This window comes from Mesonia aquimarina (assembly GCF_003667275.1).
Taxonomy (GTDB): Bacteria; Bacteroidota; Bacteroidia; order Flavobacteriales; family Flavobacteriaceae; genus Mesonia; species Mesonia aquimarina.
Genome location: NZ_RCNV01000006.1, coordinates 94928 through 111221 on the forward strand (window position 1 = coordinate 94928; position 16294 = coordinate 111221).

At 34.0% G+C, this 16294-nt stretch carries 13 protein-coding genes; 6 read left to right on the forward strand and 7 right to left on the reverse strand.

Features of this window, described 5'->3' with window-relative positions:
• Window positions 1-74: 74 nt before the first annotated feature.
• Window positions 75-1445, reverse strand: a complete 1371-nt coding sequence (locus D9R05_RS09380) for a saccharopine dehydrogenase family protein (protein ID WP_121666971.1) — start codon at window positions 1443-1445, stop codon at window positions 75-77.
• A gap of 76 nt (window positions 1446-1521) precedes the next feature.
• Here D9R05_RS09380 and D9R05_RS09385 point away from each other — a divergent pair, with 76 nt between their 5' ends.
• Together D9R05_RS09385 and pckA are read left to right on the forward strand one after the other, a co-directional pair.
• Window positions 1522-1911, forward strand: a complete 390-nt coding sequence (locus tag D9R05_RS09385; protein WP_121666972.1) for a DUF423 domain-containing protein — start codon at window positions 1522-1524, stop codon at window positions 1909-1911.
• A gap of 75 nt (window positions 1912-1986) precedes the next feature.
• Window positions 1987-3585: a phosphoenolpyruvate carboxykinase (ATP) gene (gene pckA / locus D9R05_RS09390; RefSeq protein ID WP_121666973.1), complete on the forward strand. Its 1599-nt coding sequence runs from the start codon at window positions 1987-1989 to the stop codon at window positions 3583-3585.
• A 72-nt stretch (window positions 3586-3657) separates the two neighbouring features.
• Here pckA and D9R05_RS09395 read toward each other — a convergent pair whose 3' ends face one another.
• Window positions 3658-4404, reverse strand: coding sequence for a uroporphyrinogen-III synthase (locus tag D9R05_RS09395; protein ID WP_121666974.1), 747 nt, complete (start codon window positions 4402-4404; stop codon window positions 3658-3660).
• A 33-nt stretch (window positions 4405-4437) separates the two neighbouring features.
• Window positions 4438-5094: a DUF4271 domain-containing protein gene (locus D9R05_RS09400; protein WP_121666975.1), complete on the reverse strand. Its 657-nt coding sequence runs from the start codon at window positions 5092-5094 to the stop codon at window positions 4438-4440.
• A 98-nt stretch (window positions 5095-5192) separates the two neighbouring features.
• Between D9R05_RS09400 and D9R05_RS09405 the strand changes: the two genes are divergently transcribed.
• Genes D9R05_RS09405 through D9R05_RS09415 form a run of 3 tightly spaced genes read left to right on the forward strand, consistent with a single transcriptional unit; the run spans window position 5193 to window position 7720 of the window.
• Entirely contained in the window at window positions 5193-5921 is a 729-nt protein-coding gene (locus D9R05_RS09405; RefSeq protein ID WP_121666976.1) for a polyprenol monophosphomannose synthase, read from the forward strand.
• Window positions 5922-5939: 18 nt separating this feature from the next.
• Window positions 5940-7280, forward strand: a complete 1341-nt coding sequence (locus tag D9R05_RS09410; protein WP_121666977.1) for a dihydroorotase — start codon at window positions 5940-5942, stop codon at window positions 7278-7280.
• Window positions 7281-7285: 5 nt separating this feature from the next.
• Window positions 7286-7720 (forward strand): DUF4296 domain-containing protein, encoded by a 435-nt coding sequence (locus tag D9R05_RS09415; protein ID WP_121666978.1) that lies wholly within the window; start codon window positions 7286-7288, stop codon window positions 7718-7720.
• 2 nt (window positions 7721-7722) lie between these two features.
• Here D9R05_RS09415 and D9R05_RS09420 read toward each other — a convergent pair whose 3' ends face one another.
• A complete protein-coding gene (locus D9R05_RS09420; protein WP_121666979.1) occupies window positions 7723-8733 on the reverse strand; it encodes an SDR family oxidoreductase in 1011 nt (336 codons plus the stop codon).
• An 82-nt stretch (window positions 8734-8815) separates the two neighbouring features.
• Here D9R05_RS09420 and tyrS point away from each other — a divergent pair, with 82 nt between their 5' ends.
• A complete protein-coding gene (tyrS, locus tag D9R05_RS09425) occupies window positions 8816-10111 on the forward strand; it encodes a tyrosine--tRNA ligase (RefSeq protein WP_121666980.1) in 1296 nt (431 codons plus the stop codon).
• Window positions 10112-10272: 161 nt separating this feature from the next.
• Here tyrS and D9R05_RS09430 read toward each other — a convergent pair whose 3' ends face one another.
• From D9R05_RS09430 to D9R05_RS09440, 3 genes are all read right to left on the reverse strand, one after another.
• Window positions 10273-11250 carry a LuxE/PaaK family acyltransferase gene (locus D9R05_RS09430; RefSeq protein WP_121666981.1) on the reverse strand — a complete coding sequence of 326 codons (978 nt, stop codon included), beginning with the start codon at window positions 11248-11250 and terminating at the stop codon, window positions 10273-10275.
• Between the two features lie 126 nt (window positions 11251-11376).
• Window positions 11377-13290 (reverse strand): hypothetical protein, encoded by a 1914-nt coding sequence (locus D9R05_RS09435; RefSeq protein WP_121666982.1) that lies wholly within the window; start codon window positions 13288-13290, stop codon window positions 11377-11379.
• A 55-nt stretch (window positions 13291-13345) separates the two neighbouring features.
• Window positions 13346-16138, reverse strand: a complete 2793-nt coding sequence (locus D9R05_RS09440) for a TonB-dependent receptor (RefSeq protein WP_121666983.1) — start codon at window positions 16136-16138, stop codon at window positions 13346-13348.
• Between the last annotated feature and the right edge of the window lie 156 nt (window positions 16139-16294).

Below are 16294 nucleotides of genomic sequence, written 5' to 3' on the forward strand. Positions count from 1 at the left end.
TCTGAAATAAATTCAGAATGACGCTTTTTTCACCTTTTTAAACAGCCTCTTTTTTATAATTAATAACTACAAAACTAGCCTACTACATTATCTATGTTGTAGCCTAAGTATTCACGTTCTTTTTCCTTAAACTCAATACCGTTTTCGGCAAGTTCTTTTAAAATAGGCGTGTAAACTTCTTTATGAATTGGTCGTAAAACACCGGGTGTAGTAATTTCTTTATTCAATATTTTTATGGTGGCAATTGCTACCGGAAGACCAACAGTTTTTGCCATTGCAGTATAGGTTTGATCTTCACCAATATGAACCATTGTGGAATCGATTTGTTTTTTCTCGCCATTTAATTCGTATCCAAATTTGTGATACATCACAATCATATCTTTATCATCAGGAGCGAGCGTCCATTTTTCTTCTAAAATTTTCTGAAGCGCTTGCGCTGGCGTTGCATTTTTAAGTCCGATTTTTTTATTTGGATTAAAAATATCCAATTCTTCCAGCTTATTCCACATCACGTCATCTTGATCAATTTTTAGACTGTAGCGCATTTTTAATTCTACAGAATCGGTAGGCGAATAAGGTAAAAAAGAATTTACAAAATCGCGATAACTCATATTTTCAGAGTCTTGCATACTGTATGTATCATCTGTCATACCGAGTTGTACAAACATATTCCAAGCTTTGCTGAAACCAACACGACGTAAAGTTCCACGGTATAATGTTTTTACATTTTCTAAACCATAAACACTGCGGTACTTTAAGGAATTTCTATTGGCTAAACCTTCAAATCTTCCGTAACCTTCAATTTCTAAAAATTCGGTTCTTCTAAATAAGCGGTTATACGGAATGTATTTATATTGTCCTTCTTGAATAAATTCCGCAGCACCTCCTTGTCCGGCTACGACTACATTTCTTGGATTCCAGGTGAATTTGTAATTCCATAAATTGGTATCGCTTTCAGGAGCAACCAATCCGCCGGTAAAAGATTCAAACAAAAGCATTTTTCCGCCTTTTTCACGAATTCTATCGATTACTTGCATGGCACTCATATGGTCAATCCCTGGATCTACACCAATTTCATTCATAAAAGTTAAGCCCTTTTCTTTTACTTTTTCATCAAGCGCCTGCATAGCTTCGCTTACGTAAGAAGCGGTGACCATATTTTTATTGAATTGAACGCAATCTTTGGCAACTTCAATATGGAAACGCGCCGGAAGCATTGAAATGACAATATCAGCAGATTTTATAGCTTCTTGGCGTTCTTTTTCTTCAAAAATATCTAAGCTGATGGCTTTAGTGCGAGGATGATCTCCTGCAAATTTTTCAGCGTTTTCTAATTTTAAATCGCCAATGGTTAATTGCAATTGTTCGGTTTCACTTTTTTCTTTTAAATACTTGATTAAAGAAGAGGTTGATTTTCCTGCTCCTATGATTAAAATATTTCGCATCTTAAGTTTAGTTAATTAAATTTGTTGGGTTACTTTCAAAGTACTTAAATTATTATTGTTTTTAAAAATTTAATTTATGCATCGTAAATTATTGTTGTTAGGAAGTATAGCAGGATTGTTAGCTGTGATTTTGGGAGCTTTTGGTGCCCATGGCTTGGAAAAATTAGTCGATGCAGAGGCTTTGCAAACTTTTGAAACCGGTGTGCGTTACCAATTTTATCATGCTTTTTTAGCGTTATTGATTGGTGGTTTTTCTTTTTTTAGTACAAAAACAAAAACGATACTTTTTTATTTGTTGTTAACAGGAATAATCTTGTTTTCCGGTTCTATTTATGGTTTAGCAACAAATAATTTGACAAACTTCGATTTTACAAGTCTAGCTTTGCTTACCCCGTTAGGCGGGACACTCTTAATTATAGCTTGGCTAATAGTAGTTATTAACATTTTGAAGATTAAAATGAAATAAAAATAGCGCTGAAATCGTTATTTCTTTGGTATTATTTATATTTTTGCTTTACAAACACAACATTAAAAATTTTTCATGGTGGCAAACAATCAAACCACAAATACGTTATCCTTATCAGATTACGGAATAAAGAACGCGACAGTCAACTACCAATTATCACCGGAAGAACTTCATAATATTACTATTGAAAAAGGACAAGGCGTAGAAGCCAGTTCTGGCGCTTTAGCAATAAAAACCGGAGAATTTACCGGAAGATCGCCACAAGATCGTTTTATTGTAAAAGATGAAGTTACCGAAGATGAAATTTGGTGGGGAAATATCAACATTCCTTTTGAAAGTGAAAAGTTTGATAAGCTTTACAAAAAGGTAACTGATTATCTTTCTGAAAAAGAAGTATTTGTTCGTGATGCTTATGCTTGTGCAGATCCTGCATACCGATTAAACATACGTGTGATTAATGAATATCCTTGGAGCAATATGTTTGCTCACAATATGTTTTTAAGACCGACAGAAAAAGAATTAGAGAATTTTGAAGAAGAATGGTTGGTTGTAAATGCGCCAGGATTTATGGCAGATCCAGAAGTAGACGGAACACGTCAGCATAATTTTGCCATTTTAAACTTCAGTAAAAAAATTGCTTTAATTGGAGGAACCGGATATACCGGTGAAATTAAAAAAGGAATTTTTTCTGCCTTAAATTTTATTCTTCCAGTAGATAAAAACACCTTGCCAATGCATTGCTCAGCAAATGTTGGTAAAGAAGGAGATACAGCAATTTTCTTTGGCCTTTCAGGAACTGGAAAAACAACACTTTCTGCAGATCCTGATAGAAAATTAATCGGTGATGATGAACATGGTTGGACAAAAGAAAATAAAGTGTTTAATTTTGAAGGCGGTTGTTATGCTAAAGTAATCAACCTTTCTAAAGAAAATGAGCCCGATATTTATAAAGCAATAAAACCGGGAGCAATTTTAGAAAATGTTATTTTAAATGATAAAGGGGATGTAGATTTTGATGATGTTTCTATTACTCAAAATACACGGGTGAGTTATCCGATTTATCATATCAATAATATTCAACAGCCATCAATTGCTGATAAGCCAAAAAATATTTTCTTTTTAACCGCCGATGCTTTTGGAGTTTTGCCTCCGATAAGTAAATTGACTCCAGGTCAAGCAGCTTACCATTTTATTAGCGGGTATACGGCAAAAGTTGCCGGAACCGAAGCAGGAATCGATGAGCCACAACCAAGTTTTTCTGCTTGTTTTGGAGCGCCATTTATGCCGCTTCACCCAACTCGCTATGCAGAAATGTTGAGTGCAAAAATGAAAGAAAACGGTGTAAATGTGTGGTTGGTAAATACCGGTTGGACTGGAGGACCTTACGGAACTGGTTCGCGAATGAAAATAAAATATACACGCGCTATGATTACTGCGGCATTAGAAGGTAAGTTAGAAAATGCTTCTTTTGTACAGCATGATATTTTTGGGTTAGAAATGCCGGAAGAATGTCCTAATGTTCCTAAGGAGGTTTTAAACCCTAAGAAAACTTGGAGTGATGGCGAGGCTTATGATAAAAAAGCAGAAACCTTAGCTTCTTTCTTTAAAGACAACTTTAAGAAGTTTGAAGCCTATGCTAACGAAGAAATTTTAGCTGGAGGACCAATAAAATAAGCTTAAATAATTAAGCGTAAAAAAACCGGTGATTTTTATTACCGGTTTTTTTATATCAAAATTTTTAGAAAATTATTTTTTGTTATTTTCTTTTATATATTTTTCTAAGGCCATGGTCATCGATGGTGTTTCTGGCGTAGGAGCTTTTATATTAATGGTGAGTCCATGCTCTTTTGCAGCCTTGATGGTAGAATTTCCAAAAACAGCTATACGCGTGTTTTTTTGTTCAAAATCCGGGAAGTTTTCAAATAATGAAATAATACCACTCGGACTAAAAAATACTACAATATCATAAAAGACTTCCTTTAAATTAGAAAGGTCGCTAACTACTGTTTTATAAAAAATTCCACGTGTCCAATTAACACCTAGTTTGTCTAGTTGCTTCGGAATAGCAGGTTTCAACATGTCTGATGAAGGAAGCAAGAATTTTTCATTCTTGTATTTTTTAAGCATAGGAGCTAAATCAGGAAAAGTTCTTTTTCCCACATAAATTTTACGCTTTCTGTAGACTACGTATTTTTGCAAGTAATAGGCGACAGCTTCACTTTGGCAAAAATATTTTAAAGAATCCGGTACTTTAAATCGCATTTCTTCTGCAATTCTAAAAAAGTGATCTACAGCGTTTCTACTCGTCAAAATAATAGCGGTGTATTGCGATAAATCAATTTTTTGCTGTCTAACTTCTTTAGAAGAAACTCCTTCTACATGGATAAACGGAATAAAATCAATTTTAACCTTTTGCTTTTCTTCTAGTTCAAAATAAGGAGAGTTTTCAACCTTAGGCTCTGGTTGAGAAATTAAAATTGTTTTCACTTTCATATACAGTCTTTTTAGCTTGAAACCTGATGCTACTTACGTAATTACTTTAAATAAAATGAAATACGGAGCGATTTCAAGGGTGCAAAGGTACAAAATAAAATAAAACCAATGGGTAAAAACTAGCTTTTGGTTTTTTTGATAATAACTTAATAACATAAGTAGGTTACTTAGAATCAAAATACTGCCTAAAATAAGTAGTGCCATTTTTGATGCAGAGAAACCATAGACCAATAAAATTAAAACAGGAAAAATACCTAAGCTTAAAAAATTCTTGTAAGTAATTTTATAAAAAATGTAATTGTCGATAATTTTTTCAATAGAAAAAATATTGCCGATAATTTTTTCAAAAAAATATTTTACACTAATAAATATAGCGTAGGCTACAAAAATTTGAATAAAAAACAAGACGCCTCGTTTGTCTTCAAAATAAACGCCATAGGTTTTAAATACAAGATATAAGCCTAAACTAATGAGTAGCGTATGCAATAGAAATAGAGAAAAACTGAAGCGGTTAATTATTTGTAATGATTTTTTATGACTGGTAAAATATTTATTAGAGTAAAGAATGCGTGAAAAATCATAAAAACGCTCACTGTTAAATATTTTTGCTAAAACCAGTAATAAAAGCATGAGCAGAAACAAAATAGTGTTCCAATCGGTAGATAATATATTTCGTTCAATTGCTTCCAATATAGACTTGCTGGGTTTTTTGCAAAGGTAAAATTAAATAGCACAAAAACATGGAATAGAAGACCTTAAAAATAGTTACATTTGCCTAAAAAAGTTGAATGTCTAAGCGGCTTGTTATTATACCTACTTATAACGAGATTGAGAATATAGAGCGAATTATACGTAATGTGTTTTCTCAAAAGCATCTCTTTCATATTCTAGTAGTCGATGATAATTCGCCAGACGAAACGGCAAAAAAAGTAAACGAATTACAGAAAGAATTTAAAGAAAAATTACACCTGGAAGTTCGTAAAAATAAATCGGGTTTAGGAACAGCCTATATTCATGGGTTTAAATGGGCGCTTCAACGAGAATATGATTATATATTTGAAATGGATGCAGATTTTTCGCATAATCCCAATGATTTAATTCGGCTTTATAATGCGTGTGTAAAGCAAAAAGCATCCGTAAGTATTGGCTCGCGTTACATCAAAGGCGTTAATGTTATAAATTGGCCTATGAATCGTGTATTAATGTCTTGGTTTGCTTCTAAATATGTGCGTGCTATTACACGAATGGATATACAAGATACCACGGCGGGTTTTGTGTGTTACCATCGTAAAGTTTTAGAAAAAATAAACTTAGATAGCATTCAATTTATAGGTTATGCTTTTCAAATAGAAATGAAATTTAAAGCCTATTTGCACAAATTTAAAATTGTAGAAGTACCGGTAATTTTCACTGATCGAACCCGAGGAAAATCAAAACTGAGCAGTAATATAATTTCTGAAGCAGTTTTTGGAGTCATTAAAATGAAATTAAAAAGCCTGATAGGAAAAGAGGTCTAAAGCATAAAGAAGAAGTAAATGAAGAAGATTTTAATTAAAAACGCAAAAATCGTTAACGAAGGAAAAGTAGTAGATGGCGATGTTTATATTGAAGACGACATGATTGTTGATGTTGCCGATATGATTAGTGCAAAATCACAAGATGTACAAATTATAGACGCAGAGGGGCAACATTTACTTCCGGGGATTATAGATGATCAAGTACATTTTAGAGAGCCGGGCTTAACGCACAAAGAAGATATTGCATCAGGTTCTAGAGCGGCTGTAGCTGGCGGGATTACCTCGTTTATAGAAATGCCTAATACCAATCCGCAAACCACAACCATAGAAAAACTACAAGAGAAATTTGATTTAGCAAAGGAAGTTTCTTACGCAAATTATTCTTTTATGTTTGGCGGAACTAACGATAATTTAGAGGAAATTAAAAAAGTAGACCCAAAAACTACTGCAGCCTTAAAATTATTTTTAGGATCTTCTACCGGAAATATGCTGGTAGATGACGAAAAAGTTTTAGAAGAAATTTTTAAAAATTCGCCTGTAATGGTTGTCGCACATTGCGAAGATGAAGAAACTATACAGAAAAATTTAGCTGCCTATAAAGAAGAGTATGGAGATAATATTCCAATTGAATTTCATCCGAAAATAAGAAGTGAAGAGGCTTGTTATTTATCTTCTTCAAAAGCAGTAGCGCTTGCCAAAAAAACCGGAGCACGTTTGCACGTTTTTCATCTATCTACGGCTAAAGAATTATCATTATTCGACAGTAAAAAACCCTTAAAAGATAAAAAGATAACCGCAGAGGTTTGCATTCATCATTTATGGTTTAACGATTCTATGTACAAAGAAAAAGGAACATTTATAAAATGGAATCCGGCTGTAAAAACTAAAAAAGATCAAGATGCGTTGTTAAAAGCAGTAATCGATAATAAAATTGATGTAATAGCAACAGATCACGCGCCACACACTAAAGAGGAAAAGCAAAACGTTTACACAAAGGCACCAAGTGGCGGGCCTTTAGTGCAACATGCCTTACCGGCGATGCTAGAATTTTATCATCGTAATAAAATTACGCTTGAAAAAATTGTAGAAAAAATGTGTCACAATCCGGCTATTTTATTTAATATAGAAAAAAGAGGGTATATTAAAAAAGGCTTTAAAGCCGATTTAGTTTTGGTAGATTTAAATGCACCGTGGACAGTTCAAAAAGAGAATATATTATACAAATGTGGTTGGTCTCCGTTTGAGAAAACAACCTTTAAATCTAGAATTACGCACACGTTTGTAAACGGAAAATTAGTCTATAAAAACTTTAAAGTGTTAAATATTAAAAACGCTCAGCAGCTTCAATTTGATCGCTAGTTTTTATGAAAAGTAAATTATCTATACTGTGTTTTTTATTGCTTGTTTTTTCAGCTTGCCAGAAAGTAAAAACTGTAGAAAAGCCCGAAAATTTTATCGCAAAAGAAAAGATGATTGATATTTTATATGATCTTACTAAACTTGAGGCGAGTAAAAATTATAGTCAACGTGAATTTAATAACAGAGAAGTAGAGATTAAAAAAATGATCTTTGAAAAATATCAAGTCGATAGCACTCAAATGGCAAATAATATTGCTTTTTATGCAGAAGATTTTAAATTAAATGAAGAAGTTTTTGATAGCGTAAAAGAACGTTTAGCTAGAGATAAAGAATATATTGATTCTATAGTGAGCATTGAAAATGAAAAGGATTTAACTCAAGCTCAAAGCGATAGTTTGGTGAAAGAATTAAAGGAAAGCTTAAGAAAAGCACAAGAATAATTCTAGCGGTTTTCAAGATAATAATTAGCTGTTTTTTTTATAACACTATTTATAGATTCAAAAGAATGGTGAAGCTCTTTTTTAACTTTTTTTGATGAATAATACGATTTTGAGAAAACTGCTTTTAAAGAATGCCACGTAATTTCCTGTTTGGTGTTAAAAAATAAATTTCCGGTAGCTTGAAAGATCCAGCCTAAAAAAATCATCCATTTTTTTAGGCTTTTTTTTGGTCCAGGTTTAGAAATTTTGTTGGCAATTTCTTTCAGTACTTTTTCAAAAGATAAGTTTTCACTTACCAGAATATAACGTTCATTTACAGCATTACTTTGCATTAACTTGACCATAATTTCCGTCACATCATTTATTCCAACAAAACCTGTAGTTAATGGGAAATGGTAGTTTAAGCCATTGTCAATTTTTTTAAAAAGTAAGCCGCTACCGCTATCCCAAAACCCGTTACCGATAATTACGCCAGGATTTACAATAACCACCGGCAAGCCTTCTTGCGACGCGCGCCAAACTTCCATTTCGGCACCATATTTTGTGATAGAATAATTGTCGTGAAAATTTTCATTAATTCGCGGAGAATTTTCAGTAATTTTTTTCTTACCAATTTCATCACCTAAAGCTGCAATAGAACTCACATGGCAGAGCTTATCAATGTTTTTTGCTAAAGCAATATTCACCACATTAGCGGTGCCTTCTATATTAATTTTTCGCAATTTTTTATAATCGCGTAAATCATAAGAAATCAAGCCGGCGCAATGGTAAACTTGCGTAATTCCTTCAAAAGCATCATTAAGCTTAGGAATATTAGTAATATCTGCTTGAAACCATTCAATTTTGGAAAAAAAAGCCTCGGTTTTTTCTTCAAAATAATGTTCAAGAATTTTTTTAGTCTCGCTAATTTTTGACTCAGATCTATATAAAGCCCGAATAGGAGCTTCTTGCTGAAGTAATTTCGCCAATAAATGCGAACCGACCAATCCTGTAGCTCCGGTAACTAAAATCATAGCGTAAATATAGGGATTTCTGTATCGAAAAAAATTCAGTTTCTACTATCTTTGTTTTTCGTTTAAAATTAAATTGAAAAAAATGGCCAAAAATTTTGTTGAAGAAATTACGTGGAGAGGAATGTTACACGATGCAATGCCCGGAACCGAAGAGCATTTGCTAGAAGAAATGACATCTGCCTATGTAGGTATAGATCCTACAGCAGATTCGTTGCATATTGGTCATTTGGTAGGTGTAATGATGTTACGTCATTTTCAACTTGCAGGTCATAAACCTTATGCTTTAGTTGGCGGTGCAACAGGAATGATTGGTGATCCTTCAGGAAAATCTAATGAGCGAAATTTATTAGATGAGGAAACCTTACGCCATAATCAACAAGCGTTAAAGGAGCAACTCTCAAGATTTCTTGATTTTAAAAGTGAGGAAAAAAATGCTGCCGTATTGGTGAATAATTACGATTGGATGAAAGAATTTTCATTCTTAGAATTTATTCGCGATGTTGGTAAACACATTACCGTAAATTATATGATGGCAAAAGATTCGGTAAAAAAGAGACTTTCTTCTGAAGCAAAAGAAGGAATGAGCTTTACTGAATTTACCTACCAATTGGTACAAGGTTATGATTTTTTACATCTTTTTAAAACACATAATTGCACGTTGCAAATGGGCGGAAGTGACCAATGGGGAAATATTACCACCGGAACCGAAATGATTAGAAGAATCGGAAACGGGAAAGGTTATGCGCTCACTTGTCCGTTGATTACTAAAGCCGACGGAAGCAAATTTGGAAAAACCGAAGGCGGAAACGTTTGGTTAGATAAAGAGCGAACTTCACCATACAAATTTTACCAATACTGGTTAAATACAAGCGATGAAGATGCCGAAAAGTACATCAAAATTTTTACTTTTTTAGATAAAGAAACCATTGAAGCTTTAGTAAAAGAACATCAAGAAGCTCCGCATTTACGTTTGTTACAGAAAAAATTAGCAGAAGAAATTACAACAATGGTTCATTCTAAAGAAGATTTAGAAAATGCTATTCAAGCCTCAGCAGTTTTATTTGGAAAAAGCACCGCAGATGATTTAAAAAAGTTAGATGAACAAACTTTCTTAGACGTGTTTGAAGGTGTTGCACAGGCAGAAATTAGTAAAGAAAAATTTGAAGAAGGCGTAGATATGATTGCCGCTTTAGCCGCAGAAACCAATTTTTTAGCAAGCAATGGAGAAGCAAGAAGAGCGCTAAAGGCAAATTCTGTTTCTGTAAATAAAGAAAAAGTAAAAGAAGGTTATAGGCTTACCAGCGAAGATTTAATAAATGGGAAATATGTTATTCTAAACAAAGGGAAGAAAAATACCTATATTATTAAGGCAAACTAATGCTATAAAAAAGGAGAACCCGAGCAAAGCGCTCGGGATTCTCCAACTAACTAACCAATCTATTATGAAAAAACTTCATCTTAGCATTATATAAGACGTACAAAAAGCAATTTTATTACAAATTTTTTACATCTTAACATAAGAATAACAAAGTTTATAGTTTACAAAGCCATTAAGTTACAGCCTCTTACATCGCTGTGATCAAATCTACCTAGGATTTCAAAGCGATTTGGGCCAATTTTTTTTCCTAAATCTTGTGTAGCTATAAAACTACAAGAATTAACATTTGCTAAATCAATTATATTTATTCCTCCATTTTTTTGTTCGCCTAAAAGCGTAAGCGGGTCTTCAGGATCACGAATTAAAATTTTCATCTGTGGCGGACAAGAAAAAATACCATTTCCTTTAGAATAAGCTTGCGATAATAATTCGGTCATTCCATATTCACTATGGATTTTTTTAACACCAAAACCATTTGCTAAATGTTCGTGTAGCTCTTTTCTAATCATTTCTTTACGCCGACCTTTCATGCCGCCGGTTTCCATTACAATGGTATTTTTTAAGTGAAATTGATGTTTTTCAATTAAATCTAACAAACCAAAAGAGACGCCAATTAATAAGATTTTTTTTCCTTCAGCATCAAGCCTAATTAATTTCTTTGCCAATTCATCAAGTTCGTTTAAGTAAAAGCCACTTTCTGGGTGCTTACTACTTTCAATAAAATCTTGTGCCATATAAATAAGTGAAGAACCCGACCGCTCTAAATACGATGGTAACAATGCTAAGACCACATAATCTTCAATAGCGCCGTAAAAATGATAAAAAGCAGTTCTAAAACTTTTTTCGTAAACAGAAATATCGCTTACATAATGTTTGCTTGTGACACTTCCTGTTGTCCCGCTACTGGTAAAAATTTGTTCCGTTTTTTTTGCTGAAGAAACAATTTGATGTGTTTTAAAAAATTCAATCGGTAAAAAAGGAATTTTTTCCAATCTATCCACTTTTGAAGGATTACATTTTATGAGTTCACAAAATTGATGATAAACCGAATTCTGTTGGTATTGAAACTGAAATATTTCCAGGGCTTTTTTTTCGAATGCTTGTGGATTCGAAATCGAAAAAATAGAATCGATTTCCATATATAGATTTTCTTGGTTACAAAAATATTAAAATAAAAAAAGCAGCCTTAAGTAGTACTGCTTTATTATAATAAAAATAGGCTGCTCATAATGAACAGCCTACTAAAATGATTACAAAAACTAATTTTAGTTTGTTGCCCAGCTAAAATCGTTTACATCTACAGTTGCTTCAACATCATAGTCTAAAGCGGGATCTGCGATGCTACCATTTATCGATATGTTTGAAAGTGGCCCATTGTCTGCCATATCGATAGTAGTATCATAACCATTTAGAGATAAACCTGTAATAGTTGCTCCAGATTGTGCTTTAAACTGTAAAGCAGTACCTCCTTCTTGAGAAACCGCAGTAAAGTTTACGATAGTAGGATTGTTGTTTGTTCCATCTGCTTCTAGAGCAGTAGAGAATCCTGTGATAGAGTGCATTACATACGTGTTTGTTAATGTGCCACTCCATCCTTCAGTCCAGTCGATAGCATCATCTTGTAAGTTTTCAACATATACATTAGAAGCACTTACAGTCCCTCCAAAAAACTCGATGCCATCGTCTTTTCCTTCAATTATAGCAACATTGTCTATTGTTGTTCCAGAACCAACCGCATAAAGTGTAAGTCCGTTATACTGAGAATCCGTATTAATTTGAGCACCAGATTTTCTAAGAATTAAGTATTCAATAGAACCTGAGTTATCTTCATCGTCACTACCACCGTAAATTAATCCTCCAACTTCAGCAGTTGCATCTATTCCGGCAGTTGTTGTAGCATTTCCTAGAACTACTAAACCTCCCCAATCATCACCTTCGGTTGGTCCCATCGTTACAGGATTAGAAGCTTCACCTTCAATGAAGATTTGTCCACCTTTTTGTACAACAATATATACATCTGTTCCAGCTCCTGTTTCAATGTTAGTTCCTGCAGGAATAGTTAATGAAGCACCATCTTCAATACTAAGAATACCAGGAAGCTTATACGTAATATTAGCATCTAATTCTACATCACCTGTAATACTTCCGTTTAATACATTGTCTACGTTAGCATTTGCAATCCAGTCAAAATCAGCAGGATTTACAGTAGAAGGTCCTGTGTAAGTGTTAGCAGGATCTGCAACCTCACCATCAATAGAGATGTTTGCAAGTGGTCCGTTGTCAGCCATTTCTACAGAAGTATCATAACCATTTAGGGATAAACCTGTAATTGTAGCTCCAGATTCAGCTTTAAATTGTAAAGCAGTTCCTCCAGTTTCAGAAACCGCAGTAAAGTTTACAATAGAAGGATTGTTGTTTGTTCCATCTGCTTCAATAGCAGTAGAGAATCCTTCAATAGTATGTAATACATACGTGTTTGTTAATGTACCGTTCCAACCTTCAGTCCAATCGATAGCATCATCTTCTAGGTTTTCAACATATACGTTCGAAGCGCTTACAGTTCCTCCAAAAAACTCGATACCATCATCTAATCCGTTAAGGATTGCTACGTTTTCTATCGTTGTTTCTGAACCAACTGCATAAAGTGTAAGTCCGTTGTACTGAGAGTCGGTGTTAATCTGAGCTCCAGATTGCTCAATCACTAAATATCTGATAGAACCTGAGTTGTCAGCATTGTTGCTGCCTCCATAAATTAAGTTGCCAACTTCTGCAACTGCATCTACACCAGCAGTGGTTTCAGCCTCTCCTAAGATTACTAAACCACCCCAATTTCCTTCTCCTTCTGGAGCCATGTAAACAGGAGATGAAGATGTACCTTGAATATCAATTTGTGCACCTTGTTGAACTACGATATACACATCTGTTCCTGTTCCAGTCGTTATCTGAGTTCCGGCTGGAATAGTTAGTTTAGCTCCTTCTTCCACGCTAAAAGTACCAGTTAATTGGTAGTTTGTTCCTGCATCAAGAGTCATGTCTTCTGTAATAGACCCGTTAAGTTCTGAGTCCATAATTGGATCGTCATCCGAAGATGAATCATCGTCGTCGCTACAGCTAACTGCAAAAACAGCTAGAAGTAAAATCGAAAATAAAACCGATAAGTTTTTAATTGATTTTTTCATTTTTGTTTTGATTTAAATAATTAAAGATTAAAAATTGATTAATAAAGATTTTTGTTTATAAATTATAACTTACTCCAAGTGACAGTACAGCTCCTCTTGTATAGGATTGTACTGTGTTAGTTTGTACCGTATCACCATCGATAGGTAGTACGTCTTGTTCTCTTTCTATTGTTGGGTTTAGTAGGTTTTTACCTGTAAATCGTAAGGTCCAATTTTCGTTTAATTCTTGGCTAACTACTAGATTTAAGGTCACAAAACCTTTTTCGATGATCGCATCGTTGTAATAAACATCACTTAAAGATAAATCTTGAACGCCACGACCTAGAGCGAAAATTTTATCTGAAGAATAACTCGCTGATACATTAGCTGATAATTCATTCTCCCAAGCTGTACTAAAATTTAAGGCAGCATTAAAAATCCAATCTGATGCACCTTGTAAACCTTCTTCTGTTTTTCCTGCATAACGGAATGAATTTGCGATTATACCACTTTCGTTTACAATTTCTTTTAAGTCTTGATTATGCCACATGCGGGTAACATTAGCGTTTAAGTCTAAGTTGATTCCTGTATTGTCATCCACATTTTCTTCAATTAAACCTATGTTTGCATCAAATTCTACCCCATATACTTCTGCTTTCTCACCAGAATTGAAGTATGAGAACACTCCTGAAGATCCACGTCGTTGTACACGGTTGATAGGGTCTTGGATTTGTTTATAAAACCCAGTAATTGATAATAGCTCGCCACTAGAAGGAAAAAACTCCCATTTAGCATCTAAATTGTAGTTAGTACTTGCCTCAACATCTGGATTACCGGCTACAATTTGTCCGTTAGCAGGTACATATTCAAAAGGTGCAATTTCTTTAAGTTCCGGTAATGTTATTGTTTTACTTCCGGCAATTCTAAAGTTGTTTTTTTCGTTTAAAGCATACTTTATACTAAGAGAGGGATAGATGTTATCGTAAGTTTTATTTACCGATCCGTCGCTAATATTGTTTACATCGTAATTCACATAGATATCATCATTTTGATAACGTGCACCGACATTAAAGTTAAAGTTGTTTACGTTAAAGTTTGCTGATAAAAAGCCTCCCATAGACTCTAAATAGGCATCGTAAACATCTTGAGGAAGAAAATCTACGAAGTTTAAAGTACCATTGTCGATATTTTCCTGATTTAAAATTGGATCAAGATTATCTATGGATGGAGCACTTAAAGTACGTTTGTTAGGCTCTGTTAAACCAAAAGAACGAGCTTTAAAATCACGGTCTTTTCTACGGTAATTACCTCCTGCAGTTAGGGTTAGATTCTTATCTTCTTTATTGATAATTTTAAATTCATCGCTAATACGTCCATTATATTCCGTATCATCAATGTATTGATAACTTTTATTATTTTGATATCCTCCAATTTCTCCTAAATAAACATCTTCTTGATTTGCAGAAAAGTTCAGTTCATTTCTAATACGGTTAGGTTGATCGGTATCTACTATATTATAACCTATAGCCCAATTTAAGGTGTTTTTTTCGCCTAATTCGTGCTCACCTATAAGTTGATTTACCCATAGTCTTGTTTGTAATGTGTTTTGGTCTCTAATGAATTGTGATAGGTTGTCATCTACCGCTGTTTCTTCAAAGACAAAACCTTCTCCGTTTCTTCCGGATTCATATACGCGGTCAGATAGCTCATTTATAAGCAAACTCATGGCTCTTAACGAATGCTCGTTGTTAAATTTGTAGTCTAGATTTAATAGAGCTGATGTTGTTACGTTTTTACGGAATTGTTCTACATCACTAAAATCTTGTACTAATCTATTGTTTTGATACTCTTTAAAAAATCCGTTTCGGTATTCATAATCACCACGATGCGATCCGGTAATGAAGAATTTAAATTTTTCACCGATTTTTTTTCCACCTCTAAAAGTGTATCTATAATTTACGGGCATGCTAGTGCTTCCGTTATTCCATGTTTGTTCGGTTACTGCATTCTCGGTAGATCTACTTTTTGAGTAAAAACCTAAAGAGATATCATCGTTATTGGCAGTTTGCTTAAAATTATTTCCGATTCCAGATTGTATTGCATTGGTGTTAACTCCTATACGTGTGCTGGCGTTAAATTCTTCGGTTCCGGCTAAAGAGCGTGAAGTAATATCGATATGTCCTGATGCTTGATCTGCAGAAGAGCTTGGAGAATAGGTTTTACTAATGGAAACACTTTCTACTACTCTTGTTGGGAATAAGCCTAGGTCGATATTTTTTCGATTGATATCATTAGAGGGAATAGGTAAACCATTTAAAGTAGTGTATAGATAACGGTCTCCTAAACCACGTACAAAAACATCTCCTGAAGCTTCACTGCTATTTACTCCAGATATTTTTGTAGTTGCCGTTGCAGCATCGCTTACACCCATTTTTGTTAATTCTTGCGCTCCGATACTCTCTTTAATTTCAATCGCATCTTTTTGCTTCAGTAGTAAGGCAGATTCAGAATCTCTTCTACCTACGGCTTTGATCATTACTGCATCAAGCGCTGCAGCACTACTTCCTAAACTTCCATTTAAGGTTGTTGTTTCTCCGGCTTTAATAACTACATCCGGAATCTCTTTAGTTTCATAACCTACAAAGCTAAATACTATAGTGTAGGTTCCTGGTTCAACATTTTTGATTTCGTAAAGTCCATCAAAATCTGTAGTGGTACCTTTACTTGTTCCTTTAATAACGACATTAGCAAACGGTAAGGGCTGGTTGTCTGTTTCTTTGTCTGCTAAAGATCCTTTTAAAGCTCCGGTTTCTTGACTATAAGAAACGCTGGCTAACATACTTAAAAATAATAAAGTTAAAATTCTCATTTTTTGGGTCACTTTTGGGTCACTTTCTTTTCGATGCAAAGGAAGCTAACAACTACATTATAGATGTTACGTGCTTGTTAATTGTAACTAAGCCTATTGTTACGAAAATGTTATCTATGTTATGAGTATTGAAGATTTGTTAACTTCGGATTTTTA

Excerpts from the sequence above, each read along its gene's own strand:
- D9R05_RS09380 (WP_121666971.1), bottom strand. The coding sequence starts at position 1,445 with ATGCGAAATATTTTAATCATAGGAGCAGGAAAATCAACCTCTTCTTTA.
- D9R05_RS09385 (WP_121666972.1), top strand. The coding sequence starts at position 1,522 with ATGCATCGTAAATTATTGTTGTTAGGAAGTATAGCAGGATTGTTAGCT.
- pckA (WP_121666973.1), top strand. The coding sequence starts at position 1,987 with ATGGTGGCAAACAATCAAACCACAAATACGTTATCCTTATCAGATTAC.
- D9R05_RS09395 (WP_121666974.1), bottom strand. The coding sequence starts at position 4,404 with ATGAAAGTGAAAACAATTTTAATTTCTCAACCAGAGCCTAAGGTTGAA.
- D9R05_RS09405 (WP_121666976.1), top strand. The coding sequence starts at position 5,193 with ATGTCTAAGCGGCTTGTTATTATACCTACTTATAACGAGATTGAGAAT.
- D9R05_RS09410 (WP_121666977.1), top strand. The coding sequence starts at position 5,940 with ATGAAGAAGATTTTAATTAAAAACGCAAAAATCGTTAACGAAGGAAAA.
- D9R05_RS09415 (WP_121666978.1), top strand. The coding sequence starts at position 7,286 with ATGAAAAGTAAATTATCTATACTGTGTTTTTTATTGCTTGTTTTTTCA.
- D9R05_RS09420 (WP_121666979.1), bottom strand. The coding sequence starts at position 8,733 with ATGATTTTAGTTACCGGAGCTACAGGATTGGTCGGTTCGCATTTATTG.
- tyrS (WP_121666980.1), top strand. The coding sequence starts at position 8,816 with ATGGCCAAAAATTTTGTTGAAGAAATTACGTGGAGAGGAATGTTACAC.
- D9R05_RS09430 (WP_121666981.1), bottom strand. The coding sequence starts at position 11,250 with ATGGAAATCGATTCTATTTTTTCGATTTCGAATCCACAAGCATTCGAA.
- D9R05_RS09435 (WP_121666982.1), bottom strand. The coding sequence starts at position 13,290 with ATGAAAAAATCAATTAAAAACTTATCGGTTTTATTTTCGATTTTACTT.
- D9R05_RS09440 (WP_121666983.1), bottom strand. The coding sequence starts at position 16,138 with ATGAGAATTTTAACTTTATTATTTTTAAGTATGTTAGCCAGCGTTTCT.